General features: G+C 70.6%; 28 protein-coding genes. 9 read left to right on the top strand and 19 right to left on the bottom strand.

Annotated features, from left to right (window positions below):
• Positions 1 to 4 precede the first annotated feature (4 nt).
• Complete coding sequence (locus GNZ18_RS00590; protein ID WP_156214100.1) at positions 5 to 439, top strand: winged helix-turn-helix transcriptional regulator; 435 nt, start codon at positions 5 to 7, stop codon at positions 437 to 439.
• A 14-nt stretch (positions 440 to 453) separates the two neighbouring features.
• On the opposite strand, the gene GNZ18_RS00595 is transcribed toward GNZ18_RS00590, so the two are convergent.
• Positions 454 to 903, bottom strand: a complete 450-nt coding sequence (locus tag GNZ18_RS00595) for a MarR family winged helix-turn-helix transcriptional regulator (RefSeq protein WP_156214101.1) — start codon at positions 901 to 903, stop codon at positions 454 to 456.
• Positions 904 to 1,039: 136 nt separating this feature from the next.
• Between GNZ18_RS00595 and GNZ18_RS00600 the strand changes: the two genes are divergently transcribed.
• Positions 1,040 to 1,687 (top strand): nitroreductase family protein, encoded by a 648-nt coding sequence (locus GNZ18_RS00600; protein WP_156214102.1) that lies wholly within the window; start codon positions 1,040 to 1,042, stop codon positions 1,685 to 1,687.
• Positions 1,688 to 1,711: 24 nt separating this feature from the next.
• On the opposite strand, the gene GNZ18_RS00605 is transcribed toward GNZ18_RS00600, so the two are convergent.
• The 8 genes from GNZ18_RS00605 to GNZ18_RS00635 form a co-directional block, all read right to left on the bottom strand.
• On the bottom strand, positions 1,712 to 2,659 hold the full coding sequence (locus GNZ18_RS00605; RefSeq protein WP_156214103.1) for an LLM class flavin-dependent oxidoreductase: 948 nt from the start codon (positions 2,657 to 2,659) through the stop codon (positions 1,712 to 1,714).
• Positions 2,660 to 2,779: 120 nt separating this feature from the next.
• On the bottom strand, positions 2,780 to 3,571 hold the full coding sequence (locus tag GNZ18_RS00610; protein ID WP_312874225.1) for an SAM-dependent methyltransferase: 792 nt from the start codon (positions 3,569 to 3,571) through the stop codon (positions 2,780 to 2,782).
• 65 nt (positions 3,572 to 3,636) lie between these two features.
• Positions 3,637 to 4,407, bottom strand: coding sequence for an aspartate/glutamate racemase family protein (locus GNZ18_RS00615; protein ID WP_216651108.1), 771 nt, complete (start codon positions 4,405 to 4,407; stop codon positions 3,637 to 3,639).
• Complete coding sequence (locus tag GNZ18_RS00620; RefSeq protein WP_156214104.1) at positions 4,404 to 5,468, bottom strand: AraC family transcriptional regulator; 1,065 nt, start codon at positions 5,466 to 5,468, stop codon at positions 4,404 to 4,406. Before GNZ18_RS00620 ends, GNZ18_RS00615 begins: the two co-directional genes overlap by 4 nt.
• 23 nt (positions 5,469 to 5,491) lie before the next feature.
• The gene (locus GNZ18_RS00625; RefSeq protein WP_156214105.1) at positions 5,492 to 6,589 is read right to left on the bottom strand and encodes an LLM class flavin-dependent oxidoreductase; all 1,098 of its coding nucleotides are present in this window, start codon (positions 6,587 to 6,589) and stop codon (positions 5,492 to 5,494) included.
• Positions 6,590 to 6,751: 162 nt separating this feature from the next.
• Positions 6,752 to 6,934, bottom strand: a complete 183-nt coding sequence (locus GNZ18_RS00630) for a hypothetical protein (RefSeq protein ID WP_156214106.1) — start codon at positions 6,932 to 6,934, stop codon at positions 6,752 to 6,754.
• Positions 6,935 to 7,332: 398 nt separating this feature from the next.
• Entirely contained in the window at positions 7,333 to 7,467 is a 135-nt protein-coding gene (locus GNZ18_RS42955) for a hypothetical protein (RefSeq protein ID WP_272498981.1), read from the bottom strand.
• Positions 7,468 to 8,585: 1,118 nt separating this feature from the next.
• The gene (locus tag GNZ18_RS00635) at positions 8,586 to 10,241 is read right to left on the bottom strand and encodes an alkaline phosphatase D family protein (RefSeq protein ID WP_156214107.1); all 1,656 of its coding nucleotides are present in this window, start codon (positions 10,239 to 10,241) and stop codon (positions 8,586 to 8,588) included.
• 269 nt (positions 10,242 to 10,510) lie between these two features.
• Between GNZ18_RS00635 and GNZ18_RS00640 the strand changes: the two genes are divergently transcribed.
• Positions 10,511 to 10,942, top strand: a complete 432-nt coding sequence (locus GNZ18_RS00640; protein ID WP_156214108.1) for a hypothetical protein — start codon at positions 10,511 to 10,513, stop codon at positions 10,940 to 10,942.
• A gap of 12 nt (positions 10,943 to 10,954) precedes the next feature.
• On the opposite strand, the gene GNZ18_RS00645 is transcribed toward GNZ18_RS00640, so the two are convergent.
• The 3 genes from GNZ18_RS00645 to GNZ18_RS00655 form a co-directional block, all read right to left on the bottom strand.
• Complete coding sequence (locus tag GNZ18_RS00645) at positions 10,955 to 11,680, bottom strand: alpha/beta fold hydrolase (RefSeq protein ID WP_216651109.1); 726 nt, start codon at positions 11,678 to 11,680, stop codon at positions 10,955 to 10,957.
• A gap of 176 nt (positions 11,681 to 11,856) precedes the next feature.
• Positions 11,857 to 12,075: a BldC family transcriptional regulator gene (locus GNZ18_RS00650; RefSeq protein ID WP_156214109.1), complete on the bottom strand. Its 219-nt coding sequence runs from the start codon at positions 12,073 to 12,075 to the stop codon at positions 11,857 to 11,859.
• A 102-nt stretch (positions 12,076 to 12,177) separates the two neighbouring features.
• On the bottom strand, positions 12,178 to 12,648 hold the full coding sequence (locus GNZ18_RS00655) for an ATP-binding protein (RefSeq protein WP_156214110.1): 471 nt from the start codon (positions 12,646 to 12,648) through the stop codon (positions 12,178 to 12,180).
• A 495-nt stretch (positions 12,649 to 13,143) separates the two neighbouring features.
• Here GNZ18_RS00655 and GNZ18_RS00660 point away from each other — a divergent pair, with 495 nt between their 5' ends.
• The 4 genes from GNZ18_RS00660 to GNZ18_RS00675 are packed head-to-tail and all read left to right on the top strand — an operon-like array spanning position 13,144 to position 14,607.
• Complete coding sequence (locus tag GNZ18_RS00660) at positions 13,144 to 13,953, top strand: helix-turn-helix domain-containing protein (protein ID WP_156214111.1); 810 nt, start codon at positions 13,144 to 13,146, stop codon at positions 13,951 to 13,953.
• Positions 13,950 to 14,150 (top strand): DUF397 domain-containing protein, encoded by a 201-nt coding sequence (locus tag GNZ18_RS00665; RefSeq protein ID WP_214616377.1) that lies wholly within the window; start codon positions 13,950 to 13,952, stop codon positions 14,148 to 14,150. Before GNZ18_RS00660 ends, GNZ18_RS00665 begins: the two co-directional genes overlap by 4 nt.
• Positions 14,151 to 14,182: 32 nt before the next feature.
• Entirely contained in the window at positions 14,183 to 14,377 is a 195-nt protein-coding gene (locus GNZ18_RS00670) for a DUF397 domain-containing protein (protein ID WP_312874226.1), read from the top strand.
• Positions 14,378 to 14,409: 32 nt separating this feature from the next.
• Complete coding sequence (locus tag GNZ18_RS00675) at positions 14,410 to 14,607, top strand: DUF397 domain-containing protein (protein ID WP_312874227.1); 198 nt, start codon at positions 14,410 to 14,412, stop codon at positions 14,605 to 14,607.
• Positions 14,608 to 14,652: 45 nt separating this feature from the next.
• Here the strand turns inward: GNZ18_RS00675 and GNZ18_RS00680 are convergent, their stop codons facing one another.
• A complete protein-coding gene (locus tag GNZ18_RS00680; RefSeq protein ID WP_312874228.1) occupies positions 14,653 to 15,120 on the bottom strand; it encodes an NUDIX domain-containing protein in 468 nt (155 codons plus the stop codon).
• Between the two features lie 87 nt (positions 15,121 to 15,207).
• Between GNZ18_RS00680 and GNZ18_RS00685 the strand changes: the two genes are divergently transcribed.
• On the top strand, positions 15,208 to 15,582 hold the full coding sequence (locus tag GNZ18_RS00685; RefSeq protein ID WP_216651110.1) for a VOC family protein: 375 nt from the start codon (positions 15,208 to 15,210) through the stop codon (positions 15,580 to 15,582).
• A 9-nt stretch (positions 15,583 to 15,591) separates the two neighbouring features.
• On the opposite strand, the gene GNZ18_RS00690 is transcribed toward GNZ18_RS00685, so the two are convergent.
• A complete protein-coding gene (locus tag GNZ18_RS00690; protein WP_214616659.1) occupies positions 15,592 to 15,945 on the bottom strand; it encodes a MerR family transcriptional regulator in 354 nt (117 codons plus the stop codon).
• A gap of 98 nt (positions 15,946 to 16,043) precedes the next feature.
• Between GNZ18_RS00690 and GNZ18_RS00695 the strand changes: the two genes are divergently transcribed.
• Positions 16,044 to 16,895 (top strand): NAD(P)-dependent oxidoreductase, encoded by an 852-nt coding sequence (locus GNZ18_RS00695; protein WP_312874229.1) that lies wholly within the window; start codon positions 16,044 to 16,046, stop codon positions 16,893 to 16,895.
• Positions 16,896 to 16,908: 13 nt separating this feature from the next.
• Here GNZ18_RS00695 and GNZ18_RS00700 read toward each other — a convergent pair whose 3' ends face one another.
• The 5 genes from GNZ18_RS00700 to GNZ18_RS00720 form a co-directional block, all read right to left on the bottom strand.
• On the bottom strand, positions 16,909 to 17,241 hold the full coding sequence (locus GNZ18_RS00700) for a hypothetical protein (RefSeq protein ID WP_156214117.1): 333 nt from the start codon (positions 17,239 to 17,241) through the stop codon (positions 16,909 to 16,911).
• 159 nt (positions 17,242 to 17,400) lie between these two features.
• Complete coding sequence (locus tag GNZ18_RS00705) at positions 17,401 to 18,150, bottom strand: N-acyl homoserine lactonase family protein (protein ID WP_156214118.1); 750 nt, start codon at positions 18,148 to 18,150, stop codon at positions 17,401 to 17,403.
• Complete coding sequence (locus GNZ18_RS00710; RefSeq protein WP_156214119.1) at positions 18,147 to 19,193, bottom strand: Ldh family oxidoreductase; 1,047 nt, start codon at positions 19,191 to 19,193, stop codon at positions 18,147 to 18,149. Before GNZ18_RS00710 ends, GNZ18_RS00705 begins: the two co-directional genes overlap by 4 nt.
• Position 19,194: 1 nt before the next feature.
• Positions 19,195 to 20,628 carry an aldehyde dehydrogenase family protein gene (locus tag GNZ18_RS00715; protein ID WP_156214120.1) on the bottom strand — a complete coding sequence of 478 codons (1,434 nt, stop codon included), beginning with the start codon at positions 20,626 to 20,628 and terminating at the stop codon, positions 19,195 to 19,197.
• Positions 20,625 to 22,055: an amidase gene (locus GNZ18_RS00720; RefSeq protein ID WP_156214121.1), complete on the bottom strand. Its 1,431-nt coding sequence runs from the start codon at positions 22,053 to 22,055 to the stop codon at positions 20,625 to 20,627. Before GNZ18_RS00720 ends, GNZ18_RS00715 begins: the two co-directional genes overlap by 4 nt.
• Between the last annotated feature and the right edge of the window lie 16 nt (positions 22,056 to 22,071).

Here is a 22,071-nt window from a genome sequence, read left to right on the forward strand (position 1 = left end):
CGCGATGGAACGCGACTGGACGGACCCGACCTGCCCGGTCGCCCGCACGCTCGACCTGGTCGGCGACCGGTGGAGCCTGCTCATCGTCCGCGACGCGATGGACGGCGCCCGCTCCTTCACCGACTTCCAGCAGCGCACCGGGATCGCCCGCAACATCCTCACCGACCGGCTCCGCAAGCTCACCGCGCACGGCCTGCTCGCGCAGGTGGAGGCCGCCACGGGCAGGCGCAGGCTCTACACGCTCACCGACGCGGGCAAGGCCCTCTTCCCCGTGATCGTCACGCTGCGCCAGTGGGGCGAGCACCACGCCTTCGAGCCGGACGAGACCCACTCGATCCTGGTCGACACGGGCGGCGCGCCCGTCCCCGCGCTCCTCCCCGCGACACCGGACGGAGCCCCCCTGACCAGCGACACCACCTCGGTTCGACGCCCCGCCTGACGTCCGGCCGGAGCTCAGAACTCCAGGAGCTTGCCGACGAGGGTTGCGAGCCGGGCGCGTTCGTCGGGGGTGAGGGGGGCGAGGACCTCGTCCAGATAGGACGGGACGGTGCGCTCGGCCTCCGCGAGGCGCTCACGGCCCTCGCCGGTGATCGTGACGGCGTAGGAGCGGCGGTCGTCGGGGTTGCGTTCGCGGCGGACGAAGCCGGACCCCTCCAGGTCGTCGCAGACGTTCACCATCACGCTGCGGTCGATCCGCAGCTCCTCGGCCAGCACCTGCTGGGAGCAGGGGCCGACGGCGTCGAGCATCTTCAGCACCAGGTGCTGGCCGACGCCGAGGCCGTGCAGGCCGGCGTGGGCGTCGGCGGCGCGGGCCAGGTAGGCCGAGGCGCGGCACAGCGCGATGTCGGGGCGCTCGGCCGCCAGCGTCGGGAAGTACGCCGGACGGGCGGTCTTGGACGGCATGGCTCTCCTGCTTCTGTCGGCCCGCCTGAGGCTACCAGAAACCGTCTGCCATCTGATTGTTTGACAGCAGATCATTGGCGGTCATACGTTTCATTCGTCTGCCCACAGATGATTTGCTCACAGATGGAGCGCCGCGATGACCCTCGACCTGACCCCCGACGAACTGCTGTCCACCACCCGGGCCGTCCGCAAGCGGCTCGACCTCGACCGGCCCGTCCCCCGGAGGCTCATCGAGGAGTGCGTCGACCTGGCCACCCAGGCGCCCACCGGGCGCAACCGGCAGCGCTGGCACTTCATCGTGGTCACCGAGCGCGCGCGGCGGCGCGAGGTGGGCGACCTCTTCCGCCGCGCGCTGGCCGCCGCCGAGGGCCATCCGCTCACCGGGGACGACGTCCGCCGCATGAACCACGCCCCGCGCTCCACCCAGGGCGTGTTCGACGGGCTGCGCCATCTGACCGAGAACATCCACCGCGTCCCGGCGTTCGTCATCCCCGCCATCGAAGGGCGCACCGACCGCGCCTCGGCGGCCCTCCAGTCCGGGACCTGGGGCTCGATCCTGCCCGCGGCCTGGAGCTTCATGCTCGCCGCGCGGGCCCGCGGCCTCGGCACCACCTGGACCACCGCCCAAGGTCCGCTGGAACCCGAACTCGCCGCGATCCTCGGCGTCCCCTACCGCGAGGTGATGCTCGCCGCGTTCATCCCGCTCGCCTACTCCATCGGCACCGACTTCAAGCCCGCGCCCCGCATCCCCCGCGACCAGGTCCTCCACTGGGACCACTGGTGAGGGTCCGGGCGAGACCGCCGGAACTCAGGTGAGGAGCGACCTGGCCTCGGCGGCCAGGTCGAGCTGCCGCGCGAAGTCGTCGCCGTCCAGGGCGAGGCCGATCTCGTCGACCCCCGCCTCGGCGTACGCGGCGAGCCGCTCGGCGGCGCGGGCCGGCGCTCCCGAGAGGGAGATCTCGGCCACCTGCTCCGGCGCCATCTGGAAGGCGGCGCCTAGTTGCGCGACCATCGCCCCGCGCGCGGTCTCGTCGGCGGCACCGTCCCCCAGCACGGCGTGCACGCCGAGGTAGACGCGGGGCACCGGGCGTCCGCGCTCGGCCGCGAGTTCGCGCAGCCGCGCCGCGGCCTTCGCCACCTCCGCGGGCGTCAGCGCGGACGGCAGCCACAGGTCGCCGTACTGGGCCGTGCGGCGCAGCGCGGGCTCGGCCGCGCTCCCGCCGATGAGGACCGGCGGCATCGGGGCGCCCGGCGCCAGCGTGACGACCGGGCCGCCCGGGACGTCCGGCAGCGCGGTCGGCTCCCCGGCGATCAGGCCGGGCAGGACCTCCAAGGCGGCGTCGAGGACATGCCCGCGCCCCCGCGCCGGAGCCCCGACCGCCTGCCAGAACGGCGAGCCGGGGAACCCGCCGATGCCGACTCCGAGCCTGACCCGGCCGCCCGACAGGTGCTGCAACGTCTGGACCTGCGCGGCGAGCATGGCGACCGGGCGGGTCGGCACCGACAGCACGCCGAAGTCGAGCGTCACCCGCTCCGTGACCGCCGCCGCCGCGGCGAGCACGGCCACGCTCTCCAGCGCGGGCGTGCCGTTGCCGATCAGCACGTCCGCCGCGCCCACCGAGTCGAAGCCCGCGGCCTCGGCCCGCCGCGCGACGTCGGTGACCCCGCCGAGACCCGCCGCGGGCGCCCCTCCCAACGTGGGCAGGCCGATGCCGAGCTTGAGGGGTGTCACCTGGGGCTTCGTTTTCTCGAACATCCCTTCATGATGGAACCTGAAGCCTTGTTGAGGTCAACCGCGCCCGGTGGTCAGGTGGAGTACGCGCCGTCCCAGGGGTCGCGGAACCCGAGGCCGTCGGGGTAGGGCTCGGCCCAGTCGTCAGGGTTTGCGGGCCACGCCGCCCGCGCAGGAGACCTCGGGGACGTCCTCCTGGCCTGGGGCCGGGCGCCACCGTGTCACGGGGACGACGCCGGGTTCCAGCAGTTCCAGGCCGTCGAAGAAGCGGGTGATCAGTTCCGGGCTCCGGGGGGTGTAGGGGATGGCGCCGCTGCCGGCGTTGTAGGCGCGGATCGCCTCGGTGTAGTCCGGGTCCTGGTCGGTTCCGTCGTAGACGGCGAGGTGGCTGCCGGACGGCAGCGCGTCCATGAGCGTCGCGACGATCGACCTGGCCTGGTCGAAGTCGGGGACGAGCCCCAGGATGCCCATCAGCATGAGCGCGACCGGGCGGTCGTAGTCGAGGGTCCGGGCGGCCTCGGCGAGGACGGCGCCGGGGTCGCGCACGTCCGCCTCGATGTAGTCGGTGGCGCCCTCGGGCGTGCTGGTGAGCAGGGCCCTGGCGTGGTCGAGCACCATCGGGTCGTTGTCGACGTAGACGATCCGCGCGGTGGGCAGGGCCCGCTGCGCGACCTCGTGCGTGTTGTCCATCGTCGGCAGGCCGGTGCCGATGTCGAGGAACTGCGCGACGCCCGCCTCGCCCGCCAGGTACCGCACCACCCGGCGCAGCATCTGCCGGGACTGCTGGGCCATCGCGACCATCCCCGGGAACGTCGCGAAGACCCGCTCGCCCGCCTGCCGGTCGACCGGGTAGTTGTCGGTGCCGCCCAGGAGGAAGTTCCAGACCCGCGCCGAATGCGGCACGGAGGTGTCGATCCTGTCCGCCGGGTCCGTCACTGGCCGTCCTCGCTGGTCGGGTTCCGAAGTCCTCACCTGAGGGTTACCCCGAGATCGGCCGCTGACTACCGGCCCTGGTGGAGGTGGGCGAGGAATTCGTCATTGGGACGGGCCGGGGACGGGTGGCCGCGGCGGGAGTGGGTGAGGCCCGCGCGCAGGAGCTGCTGGACGAGCTGGTGCGCCGCCGCCCCCGGGTTGATGACGGGGATCGGGAGGTGCTCGGCCAGGTAGCGGTGCGACTGGTGCATGGTGGTGCTGCCCAGGATCAGCACGTGGACGTCGTCCTCGTCGATCGCCGCGCGGGCCGTGTCGAGCAGGACCGGGAAGATCTCGTCCTCGCGTCCGGTGAGCAGCGCCGCGGAGTCCGGGCGGACGCCGATGTCGCGCACGCTGACCAGGCGGTCGGCGAGCCCGGCGGCGGACGCGGCGGACGGGTAGAGCGCGTGCCAGGGCGGCCACATCGTGATCACGCCGATCCGGTGGCCGAGGACGCCCGCCAGCGCCATCGACGCCTGGCACGCGCCGACGACGGGGATGTCCAGCCGGGAGCGCAGCGCGCCGAGCCCGCTGTCGGACATGGAGTTGACCACGACGGCGGCGTAGCCGTCCGCCTGCGCGCCGGTGGCGGCGGCGAGCACCGCGACGTCGCTGAGCGTCCGCTCGTAGGCGCTGTCGATCATGTTGAGCGGGCCGTCCGCGGGGGCGGTGAACTCGACGGCCACGTCGTCGTCGACGATCTCCGCGGGGAGCTGCTCGGCGAACGCCGCCCGCGCGGGCGGGGGAACCGCCACGGGAAGGACGTGCAGGACGCGCCTGGTGGCCATGGTCTCCGTCATTTCCCGCAGGCGGCGACCGTGAGCCGGGAGACGGGCCGCGAATGGTTGAGGGTCTGGGTGGGCGTCTCCCCGAACCGGCGCCGGTAGTGGACGCCGAAACGGGTCAGGTCCATGTATCCGGCGGCCTCGGCTATTTTCGTGATGACGCCGGGAGCGGAATGCGCGGCGAGAATGGCGGAGCGGGCGTTGTCGAGCCTCACCCCGCGCAGGAGTTGGGTGGGCGTGACGCCCCACTGGTCGCGGCAGATGACCTGGAGCTGGCGGATGCCGATGCCCGCCGCAGCCGCGATGTCGCGGACGCCGATCGGCTCGTCGTAATGCGCGTGGACCCAGTCGCGGATCAGCGTGGCGAGGTAGTGCGGGACCCGGCGCGGCGGCTCCGCGAGCGACGCGGTCGCGGTGTGCGGGAGCCCGAGCAGAATGGCGGTCAGCAGCGCCTCCTCCATGTTCCGCGCCGCCAGCGGATGCAGGTGGGAACCGTTGTCGAGAATGCCGCAGACGTGCCGCCAGGTCTGCTCGACGATCGAGGCGGGGGCCAGTGCCGGGGCGCCGGATTCGGAATCGTGGAAGCGCAGCGGAAGGCCGGGCTGGTCGCCCAGGTAGTCGGCGAGGTAGTCGGTGAGCCGCCCCGTGCTGGTGGCGATGACCAGGCACCCCAGCCGGGCGTCCGGCTTCATCCGCATCGGCCGGTCGTGGGAGAGGACGAGGCTTCCGCCCGCCGTGCCGTGGTCCTTGGAGTTGCGGTATTCGAAGTCCATCGGCGCGATCGGCGCGCACATGGCGAACTCGCCGTCGGTCGGCGGGGTGTCGACGATGACGCCGCCGCCGCCGTAGCGCACCCACACCAGGTTGACCGCGCCGACGCCGAGCGCGTTCACGCTGCCGTTCAAAGGAATGGCGCGGTCGAGTGCCTGGAGGTCGTGGCCGACGGCGAACGGCTCCACCTCGTCATGCAGGACGTCGATCTCCGTCACGCCGGAGACGCGCTGGTAGGCCGACAGCGGCGGCCGTTCTGGCCCGCGTTCCGGAAGGGCGGGCGGGGCGGTCTGGGTTTCAGTCATGTCGTCTGTGATCGATGTCGTGATCAACGGGATTCGGGACGCTCGGGATCGGAGACGCGGACGCCGCGGGCGCGGAGCCGGGGCATCACTTCGGCGGCGAAGTAGCCGAGCTCGTCGGCGTAGTTGAGGAATGACAGGGCGATACCGTCGAATCCCGCCTTCGCGAACCGCTCAAGGCCGTCCGCGACGTCGTCGGGATCGCCTATCAATGGGCAGCTTCCATGCCCGGCCGCGAAGCGGTCGCGGTACACCTGGAGCATTTCCGGGGTGAAGGACTGCGCGTGCAGGCCCTGGAGCCGCATCACCTCGTCGACGGCGGGCCAGTCGGCGTTCTCGTCGGCGTAGTAGCGCAGGAACTCCTCCGCCTCGGCGCGGGTCGGGCGGCACACGACGTGGCCGAGGGTGAAGACCCCGACGCTGCGGCCGTGCCCGGCGGCCTCCGCGCGGATGGCCTTGACGATCTCCGCGCCGTCCTCGGGGCCGCCGACGACCGTGAACGCCCGGTCGGCGTTGCGGGCGGCGAACGAGCGGCCCTGCGCCGAGGAGCCCGCGTTGATCACCGGCAGCCGGTCGCCCCGGTAGGGCCCCGGCGCGCCGACGACCCCCTTGAGCTGGAAGAACCGTCCGTCGTGGTCGAAGGGTTCGGCGCTCGACCAGATGCGGCGCACGATGTCCCACCACTCCTGCGCGAGCGCGTAGCGGGTGTCGTGGTCGCCCGGCAGCGTGAGGCCGAACATCTCGTACTCGGGGGCGTGCCAGCCCGCGACGATGTTGAGCCCGGCCCGCCCCTTGCCGAGGTGGTCGGCGGTGGCGAGCTGCTTGGCCGCGACGACCGGGTGGTGGAACGCGGTGTGGACGGTGCTGAACACGCGGATCCGGGTGGTGGCGGCGAGCAGGCCGGACGCCCAGACGAGCGGGTCGAGGGCGCTCTTGTGGAACTCGGTGTCCGGGCCCCAGTCCGTCCAGCGGGCGACCGGCAGCAGGAAGTCGATGCCCGTCTCGTCCGCGAGGCGCGCGAGCCGGAGGTTGTTGTCCCAGGTGGCGTGCCACCGCTCCGGCACCTTCGTGATCGCCAGTCCCGACTCGGTGTTGGGTGAGAACAGGCCGAGCTGGAACCCCATCACGCATCTCCTCCACCCCGGCACGCCGCGCGGCACGTCAAGCACCGGCCGTCCCAGTATCGGCATCAGCCCGGCGATGGGCAACGGATCGCGCCGTGTTATCCCGGCCGAAACAGATGATCATTAACCGGGATGACAATTGGGCGGTTAAGCGTTTCGGGGTCAGGAGCCGGTGCGCCGCTCCGGGCGGCCGCCGCCCACCGGCATGACGCCGAGGCGCAGTTGGTCGAATGGACCGGGCGCGCGGGCCTCGCCTATCACCTGCCCTCTCGCGGTCGCGTACACACTGACCTGCGCGACGGCGGTGGTGTGGCGGTCGGCCCAGCGGATCAGGGTTTGGGTCACCCTGGCGAGGTGGACGCCGCACGCCCTTCGAGTTCGGCGGACGGCATGGCGGCCGCGGCGATTCTCCTGGTCCCGGCGATTGTCCTGCTCCAGCGCGATCCGGAAACACGACAGCCGGTCGCAGCCGGGCACCGAGCAGGTCTGGCGGGCATTCGCGGGCGTTCGGATTGGATCAGTCATCGGCAGATGCCTCTGGGCGTGGACCCCAGAAAAGGGTGGCGGGAGATTTGTCGGGGGCGTCGGGGTAAGGCCCGGGCCCCGCGGGGCGGCGGCCCGAGGGGGCGGCTTTCGCCGTCCCGCGGGGCCCGGGTTCGCCTTACGGCGATATGTGCCGCGCGAGCGGGGGCATTTCGGTTCCGAATCAACCGGAACGCGCCCTGTCCGCGCGGCGGGCGGTCCTACCGGCTTCGCCGCCAGGGGAGCGCGGCCAGGAGCAGTTCGAGCAGCCGGGCATTGTTGTCGAAGGTCGCCGGGTCGCGATGGGCGCGCCAGGCGATCACCAGGATGAACAGCACGTACAACGCGATGAGCACGCAGAGGACTATCGCGAGAGCAAGGCCGGCGGACCCGCCCGCGAGTGCGAGGTGTCCGGCGAGTTCGCCGGTGGGGGGTTCGGCGGGCGCCTTGACTCCGTGTCCAGTAATGTCGTGCATAGACGTGCCTCCGTCTTCCGGATACCGAGAGTGCTGGGTGCGGAGAGCACGAGGAGGGGTCGTCTTCCCGTAAGTCTGTTGGTCGCAGGTACGGGAGGGCGGCCCTTCCACTCTCCAAAAGGGCGGTGACCATGCGAAAGGCACCGCCGACCGCCATCGGACGCGATCAGATGTCACGAGCGGCGCGAAGCCGGTGACCTGCCGCGACCGGTGGCGTCACATTCATGCCGGGCATATCGCGCCGGACGCACCGCCGATCACGGCGGCGCCGAAACGACGGCGGTGAGCGGCGAACAGGCCGCATCCCTCATGCCCGTGGAGGCCGGAACACCCGGTCGCCGCCATGGCGTTCGGACCCGGCCGCCATTCCCGGTCAGGCCACGCTCGCTCGCGGATGAATTCAGCGGACGCATGACCATGCCCTCCTAAAAGGCGACCGGTACGAGACATGTGGCCGCCCGCTCGGCGGACGCCGGAAGCGGGCACCGGGTGGAACCGACGATCGCGCTGCGGCCCTCGCCGGTTTCGGCCAGGTTGACCCGCGCCCACCGGCGGCGACCGGCGGGTACAGATCAGCGGCTTCCAGCATGCCCCAACTTCACCGCCCGTTCAATTCGCAATTCACAGGAGCTGTGACGCTATCGACAGAACCCCCGTACGTGGCATTTATCCGGGAATACCCCTAATAGGCGTCCCTAGCGATATGCCGGTCTGGGGCGGCTTTGTTGGCAATTGTCGCGGTCGAACGGCGGCGCTTCCGGCGATGGCGCGACGGCGGCCCGCACGCGTGCTGAGCGGGGATTGCGCCCTCCACCCAGGACGAGGACGAACGTTTCAGAACAGCACATGAGGCACTCCGCGGACGGGCACCCAGAGCCGACTTTCCCGCCGGAAAGACAACTGTGGCGCCCCCGATCGCGGCCGGATGCGGCCATCACCGGACGCGCACCGCCCCGGCCCTGCCGAACGCGGGACCGGGGCGGCGGGCGTTTCGTCCGTTACCGCTGGTCGTCGTCCACGTCGTAGCGGCGCTCGGCCTTCACGGCGCCCGCCTGCGGGGACGGCGCGCGGTCGACCACGGTGATCCCCGGGCGTCCCGCCTCGACCTGGAAGCGCGCGGTCGTCGCGATCGTGCTGCCGGTCGGCTTCCACACCGAGCTGACGATCCGCAGCGAGGCCGACAGCCGGGCCGGGGTGACGTCGCAGACGACGTATCCGCGCTGGTTGTCGATGTACTTCCAGTGCGGGCTCTCGGCCATGATCGGGTCGAAGGTCCGGTGGAAGGAGACGGGGTCGGAGTCGCCGCCGGAGGTGATCGACGTCCCGGTGATCTCCGCGCCCACGACACTCGACGCGGGGTCGTCGAAGTCGGGCCGCAGGTCGCACACCCAGGTCGCGTGCCGGTCGCCGGTGAGCACCACCGGGTTGGACGTCCGGCCGGAGCCGAAGTACTCCAGCATGCGGCGGCGCTGCACGCGGTAGCCGTCCCAGTTGTCGAAGTCGTAGACCTTCTCGGGGCCGGCCTTGCGGTCGTTGGAGGCCCACATCACCTGGTTGGCCAGCAGGTTCCACCGGGCGCCCGACCGGGACATGCCCTTGACCAGCCACCTCTCCTGCTCGGCGCCGGTGAGCGTGCGGGCGGGGTCCTCGGCCTCGGCGAGCGTGACCGGCTGGACGCTGCGGTACTGGCGGGTGTCGAGCACGTGCAGGGACGCGAGCCGTCCGAACCCGAGCCGCCGGTGCAGGCGCATGTCGATGCCGTGCGGGGTCGCGGACCGGCGCAGCGGCATGTGCTCGTAGTAGGCGCGGAACGCGGCGGCCCTGCGCGCGAGGAACTTCTCGTGCGGCTGCTGGGCCGGGTCCTGCGGGACCTCGTCGGCCCAGTTGTTGTCGACCTCGTGGTCGTCCCAGGTGGTGATCCAGGGGAAGGCCGCATGCGCCGCCTGGAGGTCGGGGTCGGTCTTGTACTGCGCGTGGCGGTTGCGGTACTCGGCGAGCGAGTACGGCTCGTCGGTGCCCTCGTGGGTCCGGACGGTGGTGGTGCGCGGCGCCGATTCGTATATGTAGTCGCCCAGGAACGCGACGAACGCCAGATCCTCCTGCGCGAGGTGGTGGTAGGCGGTGAAGTAGCCGTCCTGCCAGTTCTGGCAGGACGCGAACGCGAACCGCAGGTGCCGGTTGACCGCGCCGTGCGCGGGCGCGGTCCGGCTGCGTCCGGCGGGCGAGAGCTCCGACCCCGCGCGGAACCGGTAGAAGTACGCGCGGTCCGGACGCAGGCCGAAGACCTCGACGTGCACGGCGTGCCCGTCCTCCGGCCGCGCCTTCACGACACCGGACGCGCGGACGCGCCGGAACCGCTCGTCCTCGGCCACCTGCCACGCCACCGGCACCGCCCGGTCGGGCATGCCGCCGCCGTCGAGGGGATTCGGGGCGAGGCGCGTCCACAGCACGAACCCGTCGGGCGCCGGGTCGCCGGACGCGACGCCCAGCGTGAACAGGCCGTGCGGAACCGGGCCGCCGCCATGGGTACGGACCGCGCCGAGCGCGCCGTCCTGACCCAGCATCGCGGGGCCCAGCACGACCTGGCCCGCGGTGAGAACGGACGCGGCTCCCCCGGTGGCCAGGAACCGACGGCGAGGAAATTCTCCGGACATATACCCTCCCTAATGCCGATACAGGAGGATGTCGGGCGACTGATGAACGGTGTCAGGCGCGTGGCCCGACACCAAGACGACCAGCGCGCGAACATTGATCATCTAAGGCTTCCCGCCTGCCGGTATGAACGGCATTCAAGCCGTCCCTTTCCCACCGCGCCCAAAACGGCCGACCCCAGACGGGAAAAGGACCTGGCAAGGCGTCGGACGGCATGATGCACTATGGACATGACCACTCCGGTCACATCCCTACATAAGGAGCGATCGCGATGGTAGACCCTCTCACCCTGGCGGTCGCCGTGGCGGCGGCGGGCAAAGCGGTCGAACTCAGCGGCGAACCCGTCCGGGACGGCATCGCCGCGATCGCCCGGAAGGTCCGCGACCGTTTCCGCGCCCGGCCCGCCGAGGCGGAGATCCTGAGCGGCGCGATCGCCGAACCGGATGACAAGGACCGGATTTCCCGGCTGGCCGAAACACTTCGCCGCGTGATGTCCGAGGAGCCCGGTTTCGCCGACGACCTCCAGGCCGCGTTCCAGCGCGTCATGGCCGAAGCTCCCGAGTTCCGCGCCGAGGTCGACGCCCGCGTGCGCCAGACGACCGTGAACACCACGACCAGCGGCGGCGTCACCAACACCTTCAACGGGACGGCCGACAAGGTCATCCAGATGGGGGACGTCAACGGCGGCCTCACCATCAACTGACGCGGCCGGGCGTCAGTCCCGTCCGGCCTCGACGATCTTCTCGGCCAGCCGCTCGGGAGCCGTGAAGATCACTTCATGGCTGCCGGGCATCTGGACGAGGCGGTGCAGCCCCAGCCGGCCCGACAACCGGGGGTGCCATCCCCATTCGCCGGGCGGCAGCGCGGTGTCCTCGGTGGCGTTGAGATAGCTCTTCGCCAGCCTCACCTGGTAGAACCTCGACAGATCGAGCCGGTCCAGGAAGAGCCGGTACGGTTCCGGCGAGAGCCTTTCGTAGCCGGCCTTCGCCAACTCCAGGTCGGCGTCCTGGATGAACGCCTCTCGCCATATCGGGAACGGCAGCGTCACCGTGTCGTCCTCCGAGGCGGCGGCCAGCTCGGCGAAGAGTTCGCGGTAGTGCGGAGGGATGTCGTCGTTGATGCTGCCGTTCTGCCGGAGCACGAACGCGTTCCAGAAGATCAACCGGCGCAGGGCGTCGGGGATCTCCTCGGCGACGCGGGCGATCACCGTGCCGCCGAAGCTGTGCCCGAGCAGCACCACGTCGGAGAGGTCCCGCTCGACGATGAACCGCACGACCGACTGGACGCAGTCGTCATGGTCGACCGCCTTGTCCACGCCCTTGCCGTGCCCGGCGACCGTGGGCGCGTAGGCGGTATGACCGAGGCTCTCCAGGTGGAGGACGACCCGGTCCCAAGCCGAGCCGTCGTGCCATGAGCCGTGCACGAGAACGAATGTCGTCACCCTCGCCTCCACATTGAGAAGAATCCGCTGGGCTTTTGCAACGGGCCATCAAAGAATGGAACGCGGCACCGGCCAGGAAAGGCCCGTCGCGCGACAGGCACGATAGTTCACCGGATCCCGGCACGCACGGCGCGACGACTTACGTACGGGAGCGAAACGACTGATGCTGTCGCCCGTTAGCGAATAGGCGGCGGGACCTCGCGCCGTGTGGCGCCCTGCGCGAGCAGTGCGCGGACAGCTTTTTCGGGGTAGCGCCGGTGGCCCCCCAGCGTCCAGACGTAGGGGATCTTCTCCAGCTTCGCCCACCGCGTGACGGTCTTGGCGTCCACCCGGAACATGGTGGCCACCTCCGCCGGAGTCAGTAGGACTTCGTATTCGGGTGTCTGTCGTGGCATGGAGGTCTCCTTAAGGGGGTTGGACCTCCGGGCACACCGGCGGGGCCTCCGCCAGGCCGACTCCCCAGCCGCCGATAGCGGACGCAGTGTGCCCGGAGGAGTTCAGGGACGTCGGCCAGAGGCGATGCGCAGCACGGCCCACACGGTCTTGCCGCCGCGCTCAATCCGCACGCCATGGCGCCGGGACAGGGTCTCCACGATGCCCATGCCCCACCCATGCGGATCGGGTGCGTCATCGGGCACCGGCTCAGACGGCATCGCCAGATCGGGTTCGCTCCTCCGGGGCTTCTTCCTGGAGAAGTCGTGGACCTCGATGTGGAACCCGTCCTTGGACACGAACATCCGCAAAGCAATCGGCCACGCGCTCGCCCGGATCGCGTTGGTGACCAACTCACTGGCCACGAGCACGGCGTCCTCGGCCGTCTCGGCCTCGATGCCGTAGCCCACCGCCGCCGCCCGCACCAGACACCGCACATCCGGCAGCACACTCGGCGTACTGGCCACCTTGTGCCGCACCGCCGGAAGCACGGAAGCCTGCGCCGCGACCCCTCGCCCACTCAGCCGCGCGGTCATGTCTCACTCACCCGCAGCCCGGCATCGGCGGCCAGAGCGTCCTGCTGCTCCATTAGCGCAGAGAGGGTTTCCCTGTTAGTAGCAGTGAGAGTGTCCACCAGACGGACGTCATCCCCCAGCAACTCGGGAAGCCGAAGGTGGACCACCCACATTTCCGTTTCAGCCTGCTGATAGGGCTCCGCCCACCTGCCCTCGGGTGGGGGAACCGCCGGCAGTGGGTCCTGGGGGTTGATGTACGGGATCGCGTCAGCGCGGTCTCCTGCGCGATGGCTGTCCATGATTACGGGTCCACTTCCTCGACTGCTCCGATTTCACTGGACAGCGAGCTACTTCCACTGCCCCACTTCGATGCCTAGGCCCGACTATTTCCGTTTTGTACGCAATGGATTTCGTCGGAACCTCTGACTAGAGTGCTATCCGCCATCTACCGTGTCCATTAATCAGCCAACTTCCACGAGGGCTGCGGAAATGATCAAAAGGAGGTGACCGCGCGAGATGAGCATGACGGATGAGGTGGACCCACGCTCCTCGCTGTGGGGCCTTATAGGCTTCTACCTGCGGTTTCTTCGTACATCGAAGGGCCTCACCGGCGCGGAGGCAGGCAAGATCGCGGGATGTGCGCCATCGACCATTTCCCGTATCGAGACCGGCGCTCAGCTCATGTCGACGAAGCACGCCGCGCGACTCGATGAGGCATGGAGGACCGGTGGGCTGTTCACGCTGCTGATCTACTACGCAGTCCGCGCGACGACACCTGACTGGTTCCAGTCGTACCTGTCCCACGAGCAGGGGGCCGACAGGGTGCGGATGTTCGCCGGACAGTACGTCCCCGGACTGTTCCAGACTCCCGAGTACGCCCAGGCGCTACTGGCCGAAGGACGGGCAAAGGACAAGAAGGCAGCCCTCGAACGGCGCATGGCTCGGCAAGAGATCTTGAGTAGACCCAACCCCCCAGAGGTCTGGGTCATCATCGCTCAGACCGTGCTTGAGTGGCCGGTCGGCGGGAAGAATGTCTTCAAGGCCCAGCTCGCCAGGTTGCTGAGTTTGTCCGAACAGCCGAACATCAGCATCCGCGTCGTGCCAGGAACAGCAGGGGCCTACGAAGGAATGGACGGCCCCTTTATGATCACCACTGGCCGGGAAGGCGAGATCGCGTTCGCCGAAGCCCCGAACGCAGGGAGGCTCGTCGCTCATCTGGAGGAGGTGAACGACTTCGTGATCCGGTTCGATCGGATCGGCATGCTGGCCCTCCCCGTCGGACCATCTCGTGACCTGATCAAGAAGAACATGGAGCAGATGACGTGAACTCGCCCCCCGTTTGGCGCAAGTCCAGCCGTTCCGAGGGAAGCACCAACGCCGAGTGCGTCGAGCTGGCCTCCCTTGACGGCTCGGTCGGCATCCGCGACAGCAAGAACCCCCACACCCCCCACATCACCGTCGGACGCGAGGGTCTCGCAAGGCTCCTCGATCAGATCAAGGACGGAAGCCTGGACCCGCACTGACGGCCCTGATTCTCCGAATCGGAGGGTGTGACGTGACCACACTATGGCGTAAGAGCAGCTACAGCGGCTCCGGCAACGCCTCCGACTGCGTCGAACTGGCCTCCCTTGACGGCTCGGTCGGCATCCGCGACAGCAAGAACCCCCAAATCACCCACATCACGGTCGGACGCGAGGGTCTCGCAAGGCTCCTCGATCAGATCAAGGACGGAAGCCTGGACCCGCACTGACGGCCCTGATTCTCCGAATCGGAGGGTGTGACGTGACCACACTATGGCGCAAGAGCACCTACAGCGGCGCAGGTGGCGAGACGCAAGGCGATTGTGTCGAGCTGGCTTCGCTGGACGGCTCGGTCGGCATTCGCGACAGCAAGAACCCTCAGACTCCTCACATCACGGTCGGCCGCGAGGGCCTCGCAAACCTCCTCAGCCGGGTCAAGGCCGGGGAACTGGACCTCTAGTCACCGCAAGGGAGCCCCTCGACTTCGGTCGAGGGGCTTTCTTGTTCAGGCGGGTTCGCCATGTTCCAGGTAGTGGGTGGTTCCGTCTTGGTGGGCGGCGTGGGCGTGGACGAGGCGGCGGGCGAGGCGGGGAATGGTCAGCTCGTGGATCCGGGCGATGTCGTGGAAGTGATAGCCGACGAGTTCGTCCGGGTCGGTGCGGATGGCACTGAGCTGGTCAGCGGTGAGTGAACCACCGTCGAAGACGAAGAGGACCTTGTCGCCTTCGGCCCCGTTGGGCGCCCAGTCCGCGACCAGGAGTCGGCCGATCTCCGCGCGGATCCCCAGCTCTTCGGCGACCTCGCGTACTGCGGCTTGGCGCGGGGTCTCGTTGTGCTCGACGTAGCCACCGGGGATGTCTCGATAATCCTTGTACGAGGGTTCGACCAGCATGATGCGGTCTTCCGCATCGAAGAACAGAACGCCTGCCGCCGCTCGGGCGCGGGCGAAGGAGGCTGCTGGGTCATCGGCCACGGACGTCGAGCGTAGGAGATCGGAGCGATGAGTTTCGCCGGGGCCGCTGGTCCACATAGGGGAAACCACCACAGCAGGGAGAACACCGTGACCGAGCAGGACCAGGCGCGCATCACCGGCATCGGCACCGTCGCCGTTCCCGTCAGCGACCAGGACAGGGCCGTCGAGTTCTACGTCGGCGTCCTGGGGCTGGAGAAGCGGATGGACGTCCCGCTGGAGCAGATCGGCGGGCGCTGGATCACCGTCGCCCCGGCCGGGGCCGAGACCAGCATCGCGCTGATCCCCGGCGAGTCCACCGGCGTGGACACCGGGATCAGGCTCAGCGCCGGGGACGTCCCGGCCGTCCACGCCCGACTCAAAGAGCAGGGGGTCGATGTGAGCGACCTGCTTCAGTGGCCCGGTGTGCCGCCCATGTTCACCCTCCGGGACCGCGACGACAACGCCCTGGTGATCGTCGGCTAGGCCCGCGGCTCAGCGGGGGGTGGCGTCGATGATGGCGTCGAGCATGGTCCGGGCCGTGTCCATCTGGGTGATCGATCTGCTGATCCGGTCGCGTTCACGCTGGAGGTCGTCGAGCAGGCCGGGGCACGCCGCCGCGAGCCCCTCGCCGGTGTCGATGGTGCAGGGCAGCACGTCGGCGATCGTGGTCGTGCTGAGCCCGGCGGCCAGCAGGGTGCGGATGCGCCGCACGCGTTCGGCGTCGGCGTCGTCGTACTCGCGGTATCCGCTCGGCCGCCGCGACGGCCGCAGCAGACCCTGCTCCTCGTAGTAGCGCAGCAGCCGCTGGCTGACACCGGTCCGCTGAGACAACTCGCCGATGCGCACGGGTGCCTCCGGGTTGACTCTCACATGCATGTGAAGCTCTAGCTTAGCGGCGCAGGCACCGCGCGACCGCGCGGACCGCATGGGTGGAGGAGGAACTCGTGAGCCGTCCGATGGACCCCGTGACCGTGATCGGCCTGAACCCGCGAGGCATGGCACTGGCCCGAGTACTCGCGGCGGACGCCCGGGTGACGGTCTGGGACGAAAGCGCGCCCGGAACGTCCCCGGGCGAGGGGCTCCTGCCGGCCGAGTCGTTGCGGGCCGCGCTCACCGACGCCTCGCTGGTCCTCATGTGCGTTGACGACTACGACGCCTCCCAGCGCATCCTCGCCCAGGCCGAGCCGCACCTCGCCGCCGACGTCGTCAACCTGACGTCCGGGACGAGCGCGCAGGCCGAGCAGGCCGCCGCCGGGACGCGCGCCCGCTACCTCGACGGCGCGTTGATGGGCCATCCCGAGCACGTCGGCGCCCCCGAGACGGTGCTGGTGTACAGCGGCTCGGCCGAAGCCTTCGAGCACCACCGGGCCGTGCTCGACCGCCTGGGCGGCGCGACGTACCTGGGCGAGGCGCCGGGCACCGCGTCCCTGTACGAAGTGGCGATGCTCAACTTCGCCTGGGCCACCCAGCTCGGCTTCCTGCACACCGCCGCGCTGCTCGGGACGGCCCAGATCCCGGCCACGACGGTGGCGCCGCTGCTGATCCGCTGGCTGTCGGCCACCGTCGCGGACGTGATCAGCGACCAGGCCCGCCAGATCGACGACCGCGACTACCCCGGCGACCAGGAATGGCTCGAACTCGACGCCCCGCTGATGGACCACCTCGTCGAGACCTCCCGAGCACGCGGCCTCGACACCGCCCTTCCGGAACTCGTGCGGGCACTGACCGCCCGGGGCATCGAGGCGGGCCGCGGCGGGGAGGGCTTCGCCAGCCTGGCCGAGATCATCCGCGCCTGACGGCGGGGGCCGGTCAGCGGTGGAAGATCACGCTGTGCGGAAGGTTCGGCGGGGTGAAGGTCCTGGACTGGCCGGGGCGCAGGGTGCTGTGCGTGTCCTCGCATCCCCGGTCCGAGAAGAGGGTCGCGGTGGCGTTCGTGGCGTTCCTCGCGCGGTCCGCGCCCTGGAGGAGCAGGCGGCATTCGCCGTCATCCGGGTTGTTGATCTCCAGGTCGCCGGACTCCGGCGAGTGGTAGAAGAACGTGCCCGTCGCGGCATGCGCGTCGGCGGGGAAAGCGCCAAGGGGAAGGGTGAGCGCTGCCGCGATGATCGCGGTCGTGCGGCGTAGGCGCTTGGAATGGCTCATGCCGTGTCTCATCCCCGACGGATGGGTTCCGGAAGCTCGCACGACGATGAGGGGCTTCCGACCGCGCGAGGAGGCAACTACCTCTCGTGGGCGCCTTGTGACGCTCTGCGTCGTACGGGTATACCGCATGGCCCTGCCTCCCAGGGAGGCAGGGCGCCTTCAGGACTGGAAGAGGGGGCTCGTCAGGGCCCGGTGGTCGTGGCTCGGGATGACCTCGCAGTCCAGGGCGGCCACGTATTCGAAGGTCTCGTAGCACTCGATCAGGTTGGTGTGGATGGTCGGCGCGACGCTCTGGCGCCAGTCGCCGGAATCCCAGTTCTCGTAGACGCCGATCGCGTCGCCCGCGAGGAGGTAGCGGCCGTTGTCCGCCTCGACGAGAACCCCCTGGGAGCCCGGGGTGTGGCCGGGCATCGGGACCACGGTGACGCCGGGGCAGATCCGCTGTTCGCCGGTGATCGCCTCGGTGCGGTCCCAGGCCGACATCCAGGGGGCCTGGAGGCCGGGCAGTTTCTCGTACGCGCGTTCGTGGATCGGGAGCGGGTTGATCGCGTATTCGAGTTCGCGCCTGTTCACGAGCACCCGGGCGTTTCTGAACAGGGCGTTGTTGGAGCAGTGGTCCCAGTGGAGATGGGTGTTGACCACGTAGTCGATGTCGTCGGGTTCGATTCCGGCCTCGCGAAGGACGGTCTCGGGCGTCTCCTCGGGGTCGCGCGCGAAGTCGTAGGCGTGGTGCCGCCGGACGTATTCGGGCGCCAGCGTCCCGGTGTCCACGATCACGCGCGTCCCGGCGGACTCGATGACGAACATGAACATGATGATGTCGATGGTCTCGTCGCTCGCCGAGCCGTAGACGGCGGCGGGCAGCGGGACGTCGCGGGAGCGTCCCACGCGGAACGGGGTCACCTTCATCGTTCCACCAGCACTTCGACTCCCAGGGAATCGGCGACGCGGCGCAGGTCGGTGAGGGTTCGCTCGGGGAGGAGCAGGCCCTCGGCGAGGTTGCGCTCCTCGGCCAGGGCCTCCAGCTCGCCCGGGTAGCGCACTTCTTCGGCGCCTTCCCGGGAGCCGGATTTCAGCTCGGTGACGAGTGCCTTGATGCGTTCTTCGAACTCGCCCGGAGGGCCGAAGGCGGCGATGTCGAGGGCCATGAAGAGGTGTCCTGAGCGGCCCGGGTGCTCGGATTGGTAGGGGCCGTTGACGAGGGAGCCGAAACCGCTTCCGCTGAGGACGCCGGAGAGCACGTCCATCATCACCGAGATCCCGTAGCCCTTGTGCCCGGCCATCGGCAGCACGGTGCCGAGCAGGGCCGCTTCGGGGTCCCGGGTGGGGGTGCCGTCGGCGGCGACCGCCCACCCGTCGGGGATCCGCGTGCCTCGATTGCGGGCGAGGTAGATCTTGCCCCGGGCGACGGCGGTGTTGGCGATGTCCAGCACCATCTGGCGGTCGCCGTCCAGCGGCGCGGCGATCGACCAGGGGTTGCTGCCGACGAGCTTTCCGCGGCCGTCCCAGGGGGCCATCGCGGGGCTGGAGTTCGTCGTCAGGATGCCGATCTGGCCGCGCGGCGGCGCCATTCTCGTGAAGTAGGCGGCGGTGCCGAAATGGTTGGAGTTGCGGACGGCGACGACGCCGACGCCGTGCCGTCCGGCGCGCTCGACCGCCGCGCGGGCGGCGTGCGCCGTGATGACCTGGCCGACGCCGTCGTGGCCGTCCAGGGTCATCACGGCGCCGAGGTCGGAGACGGTCTCGATCTTCGTCTCCGGCCGCATCACGCCCGACCGGATGCGGTCGACGTACCAGCCGACCCGCAGCACCCCGTGCGACTGGTGGCCCCACAGGTCGGCCTGGACGAGGCTGTCGGCCACCAGCGCGGCGTCCTCCAGCGGCACCCCGGACGCGGCGAAGATCCGGGTGGCGGCGTCGCGCAGTTCGTCGGCGGCGATGCGGACCGGCATCTCAGGCCCCTGCCGGCTCGATCAGGATCAGCCTTTCCTCGCTCATCTCGCGGACGGCGTAGCGCGGCCCCTCCACGCCGTACCCGCTGTCCTTCACGCCGCCGTAGGGCATGAGGTCGGCGCGCGTGCTGGACGGCGAGTTGATCACGACGCCGCCCATCCGGAGGCGCTGCGCGGCGGACAGCGCGGTGTTGAGGTCGCGGGTGAACACGCCCGCCTGGAGGCCGTAGGGGGTGTCGTTCACCGTCTCGATCGTGGCGTCCAGGTCGTCGAAGGGGACGACGGACACGACCGGGGCGAACGCCTCCTCGCAGAGCAGCCGGGCGCGGGAGGGGACGTCCACGAGGATCGTCGGGTTCATCACCGGCCCGTTCCGCTTCCCGCCGGCGAAGACGCGGGCGCCCTGGACGACGGCCGCCTCCACCCACTGCTCGGCGCGCTCGGCGGCCGCCTCGCTGATCATCGGGCCGATGTCGGTCGCCGGGTCCTCGGGGTCGCCGACGACGAACTTGGCGGCGGCGGCCGACAGCGCGTCGAGGAACTCCTCCACCACGTCCGCGTGGACGTAGAGGCGCTGCACCGACGTGCACACCTGGCCCGACTTGCGGAACGCGCCGCGTGCGCACTGCTGCGCGGCGGAGGGGATGTCGGCGTCGCGGCACACGATCGTCGCCGACACGTTGCCGCACTCCATCGTCGCGCGCCGCATGCCGAGCCTGGCCGAGATCGCCTTGCCCGCCGCGGTGCTGCCGGTGAAGGTCACGAAGTCGACCCGCTCGTCCTCGACGAGGGCGGTGCCGACCGGGTCGCCGGGGCCGAGCACGAGGCCGATCAGCCCGGCGGGCAGGCCCGCCTCCAGCAGCATCCGGCACAGCGCCGCCGCCGCGACCGGGGTGAACGGCGACGGCTTGACCACCGCCGCGTTCCCGGCGGCGAGCGCGGGGCCGATCTTGTGGGCGACGGTGTTCAGCGGCGAGTTGAACGGCGTGATCGCGCCGACCACGCCCACCGGGTGGCGGACCGTGAACGCCAGCCGGTGCGCGAAGCCCGGCGCTGCCTGGATCGGGACGACCGAGCCGTCGATCCGCTTGGCCTCCTCCGCCGAGGTCAGCATGGTCTGGACGGCCCGGTCGGTGTCGCCCAGGCAGTCCTTCAGGCTGAAGCCGGACTCGCGGACGACGTCCAGCGCGAGGCGCTCGCGGTTGTCGGCGATCATCCCGGCGACCGTCCGCAGGATCTCGAAGCGCTCCAGCGGCTCCAGCGGCGTCCGGCTCGCCTCGCGGGCGACCGAGACGGCGTCGCCGACCATCTCGACCGTCGCGTCGGAGGCCACGGCGATGGGCTCGCCGGTGAACTTGTGGTGCACCAGGCGTTCCTGGCCGGTCGTCAGCCATTCGCCGTTGATCAGGTTGGCGACGGTGGGCAGATCTGTCATGAGGGTCGTCCTCTCGTCGTTGCCCGCGCCCGCGACGCCTCGGCCACCGGGGACCACCCGGTGTGCCGCTCGTAGGCGCGCCCCACCCGCAGGACGCGGGCGTCCCGGTGGCGGGGGCCCACGATCTGGAGCCCGGCGGGCAGCCCGGCACGCGTGATGCCGCACGGCACGCTCAGCGCCGGCTGCCTGGTCATGTTGAAGGGGTAGGTGTAGGGCGTCCAGGACGCCCAGACGTCCGACTGCTCGGGGGTGGGCCCGTTCCGGCCCGCCGGGAACGCGACGCACGGGACGGTCGGCGTGACCAGCACGTCGTAGGTCTCGTGGAACCGCGCCATCTTCAGGCCGAGGTCCGCGCACACCGCCATCGCGTCCAGGTAGGACACGGCGCTGATCTCGCGGCCCCGCTCCCCGTACTCCAGCAGCGCGGGATCGACGCGGGTGAGGTGGTCGGGCTCGAACGGGCGGAGCGTCCGCGCGATCCCGGCGCACCACATCGTCTGGAAGGCCGCGACGGGGTCGGCGAAGACCGGTTCGATCTCCCGCACCCGCGCGCCGAGGCCCGCGAGCGTCTCGACCGCCGCCGCGGCCAGCGCCTCGACCTCGGGGTCGTTGCGGCCATAGCCGAGGTCGGGCGAGTATCCGATCGTCAGGCCGGCGACGCCGGCCTCGATCTCGTCGGTGAACGACCCGCCCGGATGGGTCCCCGCCGCCCAGTCGCGGGCGTCGGGGCGGGCGAGGACGTCGAGCAGCGTCGCCGCGTCCAGCACCGACAGCGCGATCGGGCCGCGGTGCGACAGGTGCCCGTTGCTGCCGGGCGGGAACGCCGGGACGAGCCCGCCGGTCGGCTTGAACCCGACCGTCCCGGTGAAGGCCGCCGGGACCCGCACCGAGCCGCCGCCGTCGGTGCCGACCGACCACGTGCCCATGCCGGCCGCGACCGCCGCCGCCGAGCCCCCGCTGGACCCGCCGGGCGTCAGCGCCGGGTCCCACGGGTTCCGGGTGATCCCGAACCGGCCGGAGTCGGTGACGCCCTTCCAGCCGAACTCCGGTGTCGTGGTCTTGCCGAGGATGACGGCGCCCGCCTCGCGCAGCCGCGCCACGCTCGGCGAGTCGTCGCGTCCGGGGGTGGGGTCGCCCGACAGCCAGCTTCCGCGCAGCGTCGGCCAGCCCCGGGCCTGTTCGAGGTCCTTGACGGTGGTGGGGACGCCGTCGGCCGGGCCCCGCTGGGTGCCCCCCACCCAGCGGGCCTCCGACTCGGCGGCCGACCGCAGCGCCCCTTCGGCGTCGACCAGCACGAACGCGTTCAGCTCCGCGTCGCGCGCGTCGATCGCCTCCAGGGCGGCGCGGGTGGCCTCGACCGGGGACGTCTCGCCCCGCCCGTAGGCCCCGGCCAGTTCGGCGGCGGTCATCCCGAGGAGATCGGACATGGGACCCCCTAGGTCC

The sequence above is a fragment of the Actinomadura litoris genome, from assembly GCF_009733595.1.
GTDB lineage: Bacteria > Actinomycetota > Actinomycetes > Streptosporangiales > Streptosporangiaceae > Spirillospora > Spirillospora litoris.

What these genes read in the sequence shown, in the direction of transcription:
- GNZ18_RS00700 (WP_156214117.1), bottom strand. Translation starts at nt 17,241, where the DNA reads ATGAGCCATTCCAAGCGCCTACGCCGCACGACCGCGATCATCGCGGCA.
- GNZ18_RS00605 (WP_156214103.1), bottom strand. Translation starts at nt 2,659, where the DNA reads ATGTTCGAGAAAACGAAGCCCCAGGTGACACCCCTCAAGCTCGGCATC.
- GNZ18_RS00615 (WP_216651108.1), bottom strand. Translation starts at nt 4,407, where the DNA reads ATGACGGAGACCATGGCCACCAGGCGCGTCCTGCACGTCCTTCCCGTG.
- GNZ18_RS00640 (WP_156214108.1), top strand. Translation starts at nt 10,511, where the DNA reads ATGGTAGACCCTCTCACCCTGGCGGTCGCCGTGGCGGCGGCGGGCAAA.
- GNZ18_RS00620 (WP_156214104.1), bottom strand. Translation starts at nt 5,468, where the DNA reads ATGACTGAAACCCAGACCGCCCCGCCCGCCCTTCCGGAACGCGGGCCA.
- GNZ18_RS00660 (WP_156214111.1), top strand. Translation starts at nt 13,144, where the DNA reads ATGAGCATGACGGATGAGGTGGACCCACGCTCCTCGCTGTGGGGCCTT.
- GNZ18_RS00635 (WP_156214107.1), bottom strand. Translation starts at nt 10,241, where the DNA reads ATGTCCGGAGAATTTCCTCGCCGTCGGTTCCTGGCCACCGGGGGAGCC.
- GNZ18_RS00715 (WP_156214120.1), bottom strand. Translation starts at nt 20,628, where the DNA reads ATGACAGATCTGCCCACCGTCGCCAACCTGATCAACGGCGAATGGCTG.
- GNZ18_RS00705 (WP_156214118.1), bottom strand. Translation starts at nt 18,150, where the DNA reads ATGAAGGTGACCCCGTTCCGCGTGGGACGCTCCCGCGACGTCCCGCTG.
- GNZ18_RS00595 (WP_156214101.1), bottom strand. Translation starts at nt 903, where the DNA reads ATGCCGTCCAAGACCGCCCGTCCGGCGTACTTCCCGACGCTGGCGGCC.
- GNZ18_RS00655 (WP_156214110.1), bottom strand. Translation starts at nt 12,648, where the DNA reads ATGACCGCGCGGCTGAGTGGGCGAGGGGTCGCGGCGCAGGCTTCCGTG.
- GNZ18_RS00650 (WP_156214109.1), bottom strand. Translation starts at nt 12,075, where the DNA reads ATGCCACGACAGACACCCGAATACGAAGTCCTACTGACTCCGGCGGAG.
- GNZ18_RS00720 (WP_156214121.1), bottom strand. Translation starts at nt 22,055, where the DNA reads ATGTCCGATCTCCTCGGGATGACCGCCGCCGAACTGGCCGGGGCCTAC.
- GNZ18_RS00590 (WP_156214100.1), top strand. Translation starts at nt 5, where the DNA reads ATGGAACGCGACTGGACGGACCCGACCTGCCCGGTCGCCCGCACGCTC.
- GNZ18_RS00600 (WP_156214102.1), top strand. Translation starts at nt 1,040, where the DNA reads ATGACCCTCGACCTGACCCCCGACGAACTGCTGTCCACCACCCGGGCC.
- GNZ18_RS00625 (WP_156214105.1), bottom strand. Translation starts at nt 6,589, where the DNA reads ATGGGGTTCCAGCTCGGCCTGTTCTCACCCAACACCGAGTCGGGACTG.
- GNZ18_RS00710 (WP_156214119.1), bottom strand. Translation starts at nt 19,193, where the DNA reads ATGCCGGTCCGCATCGCCGCCGACGAACTGCGCGACGCCGCCACCCGG.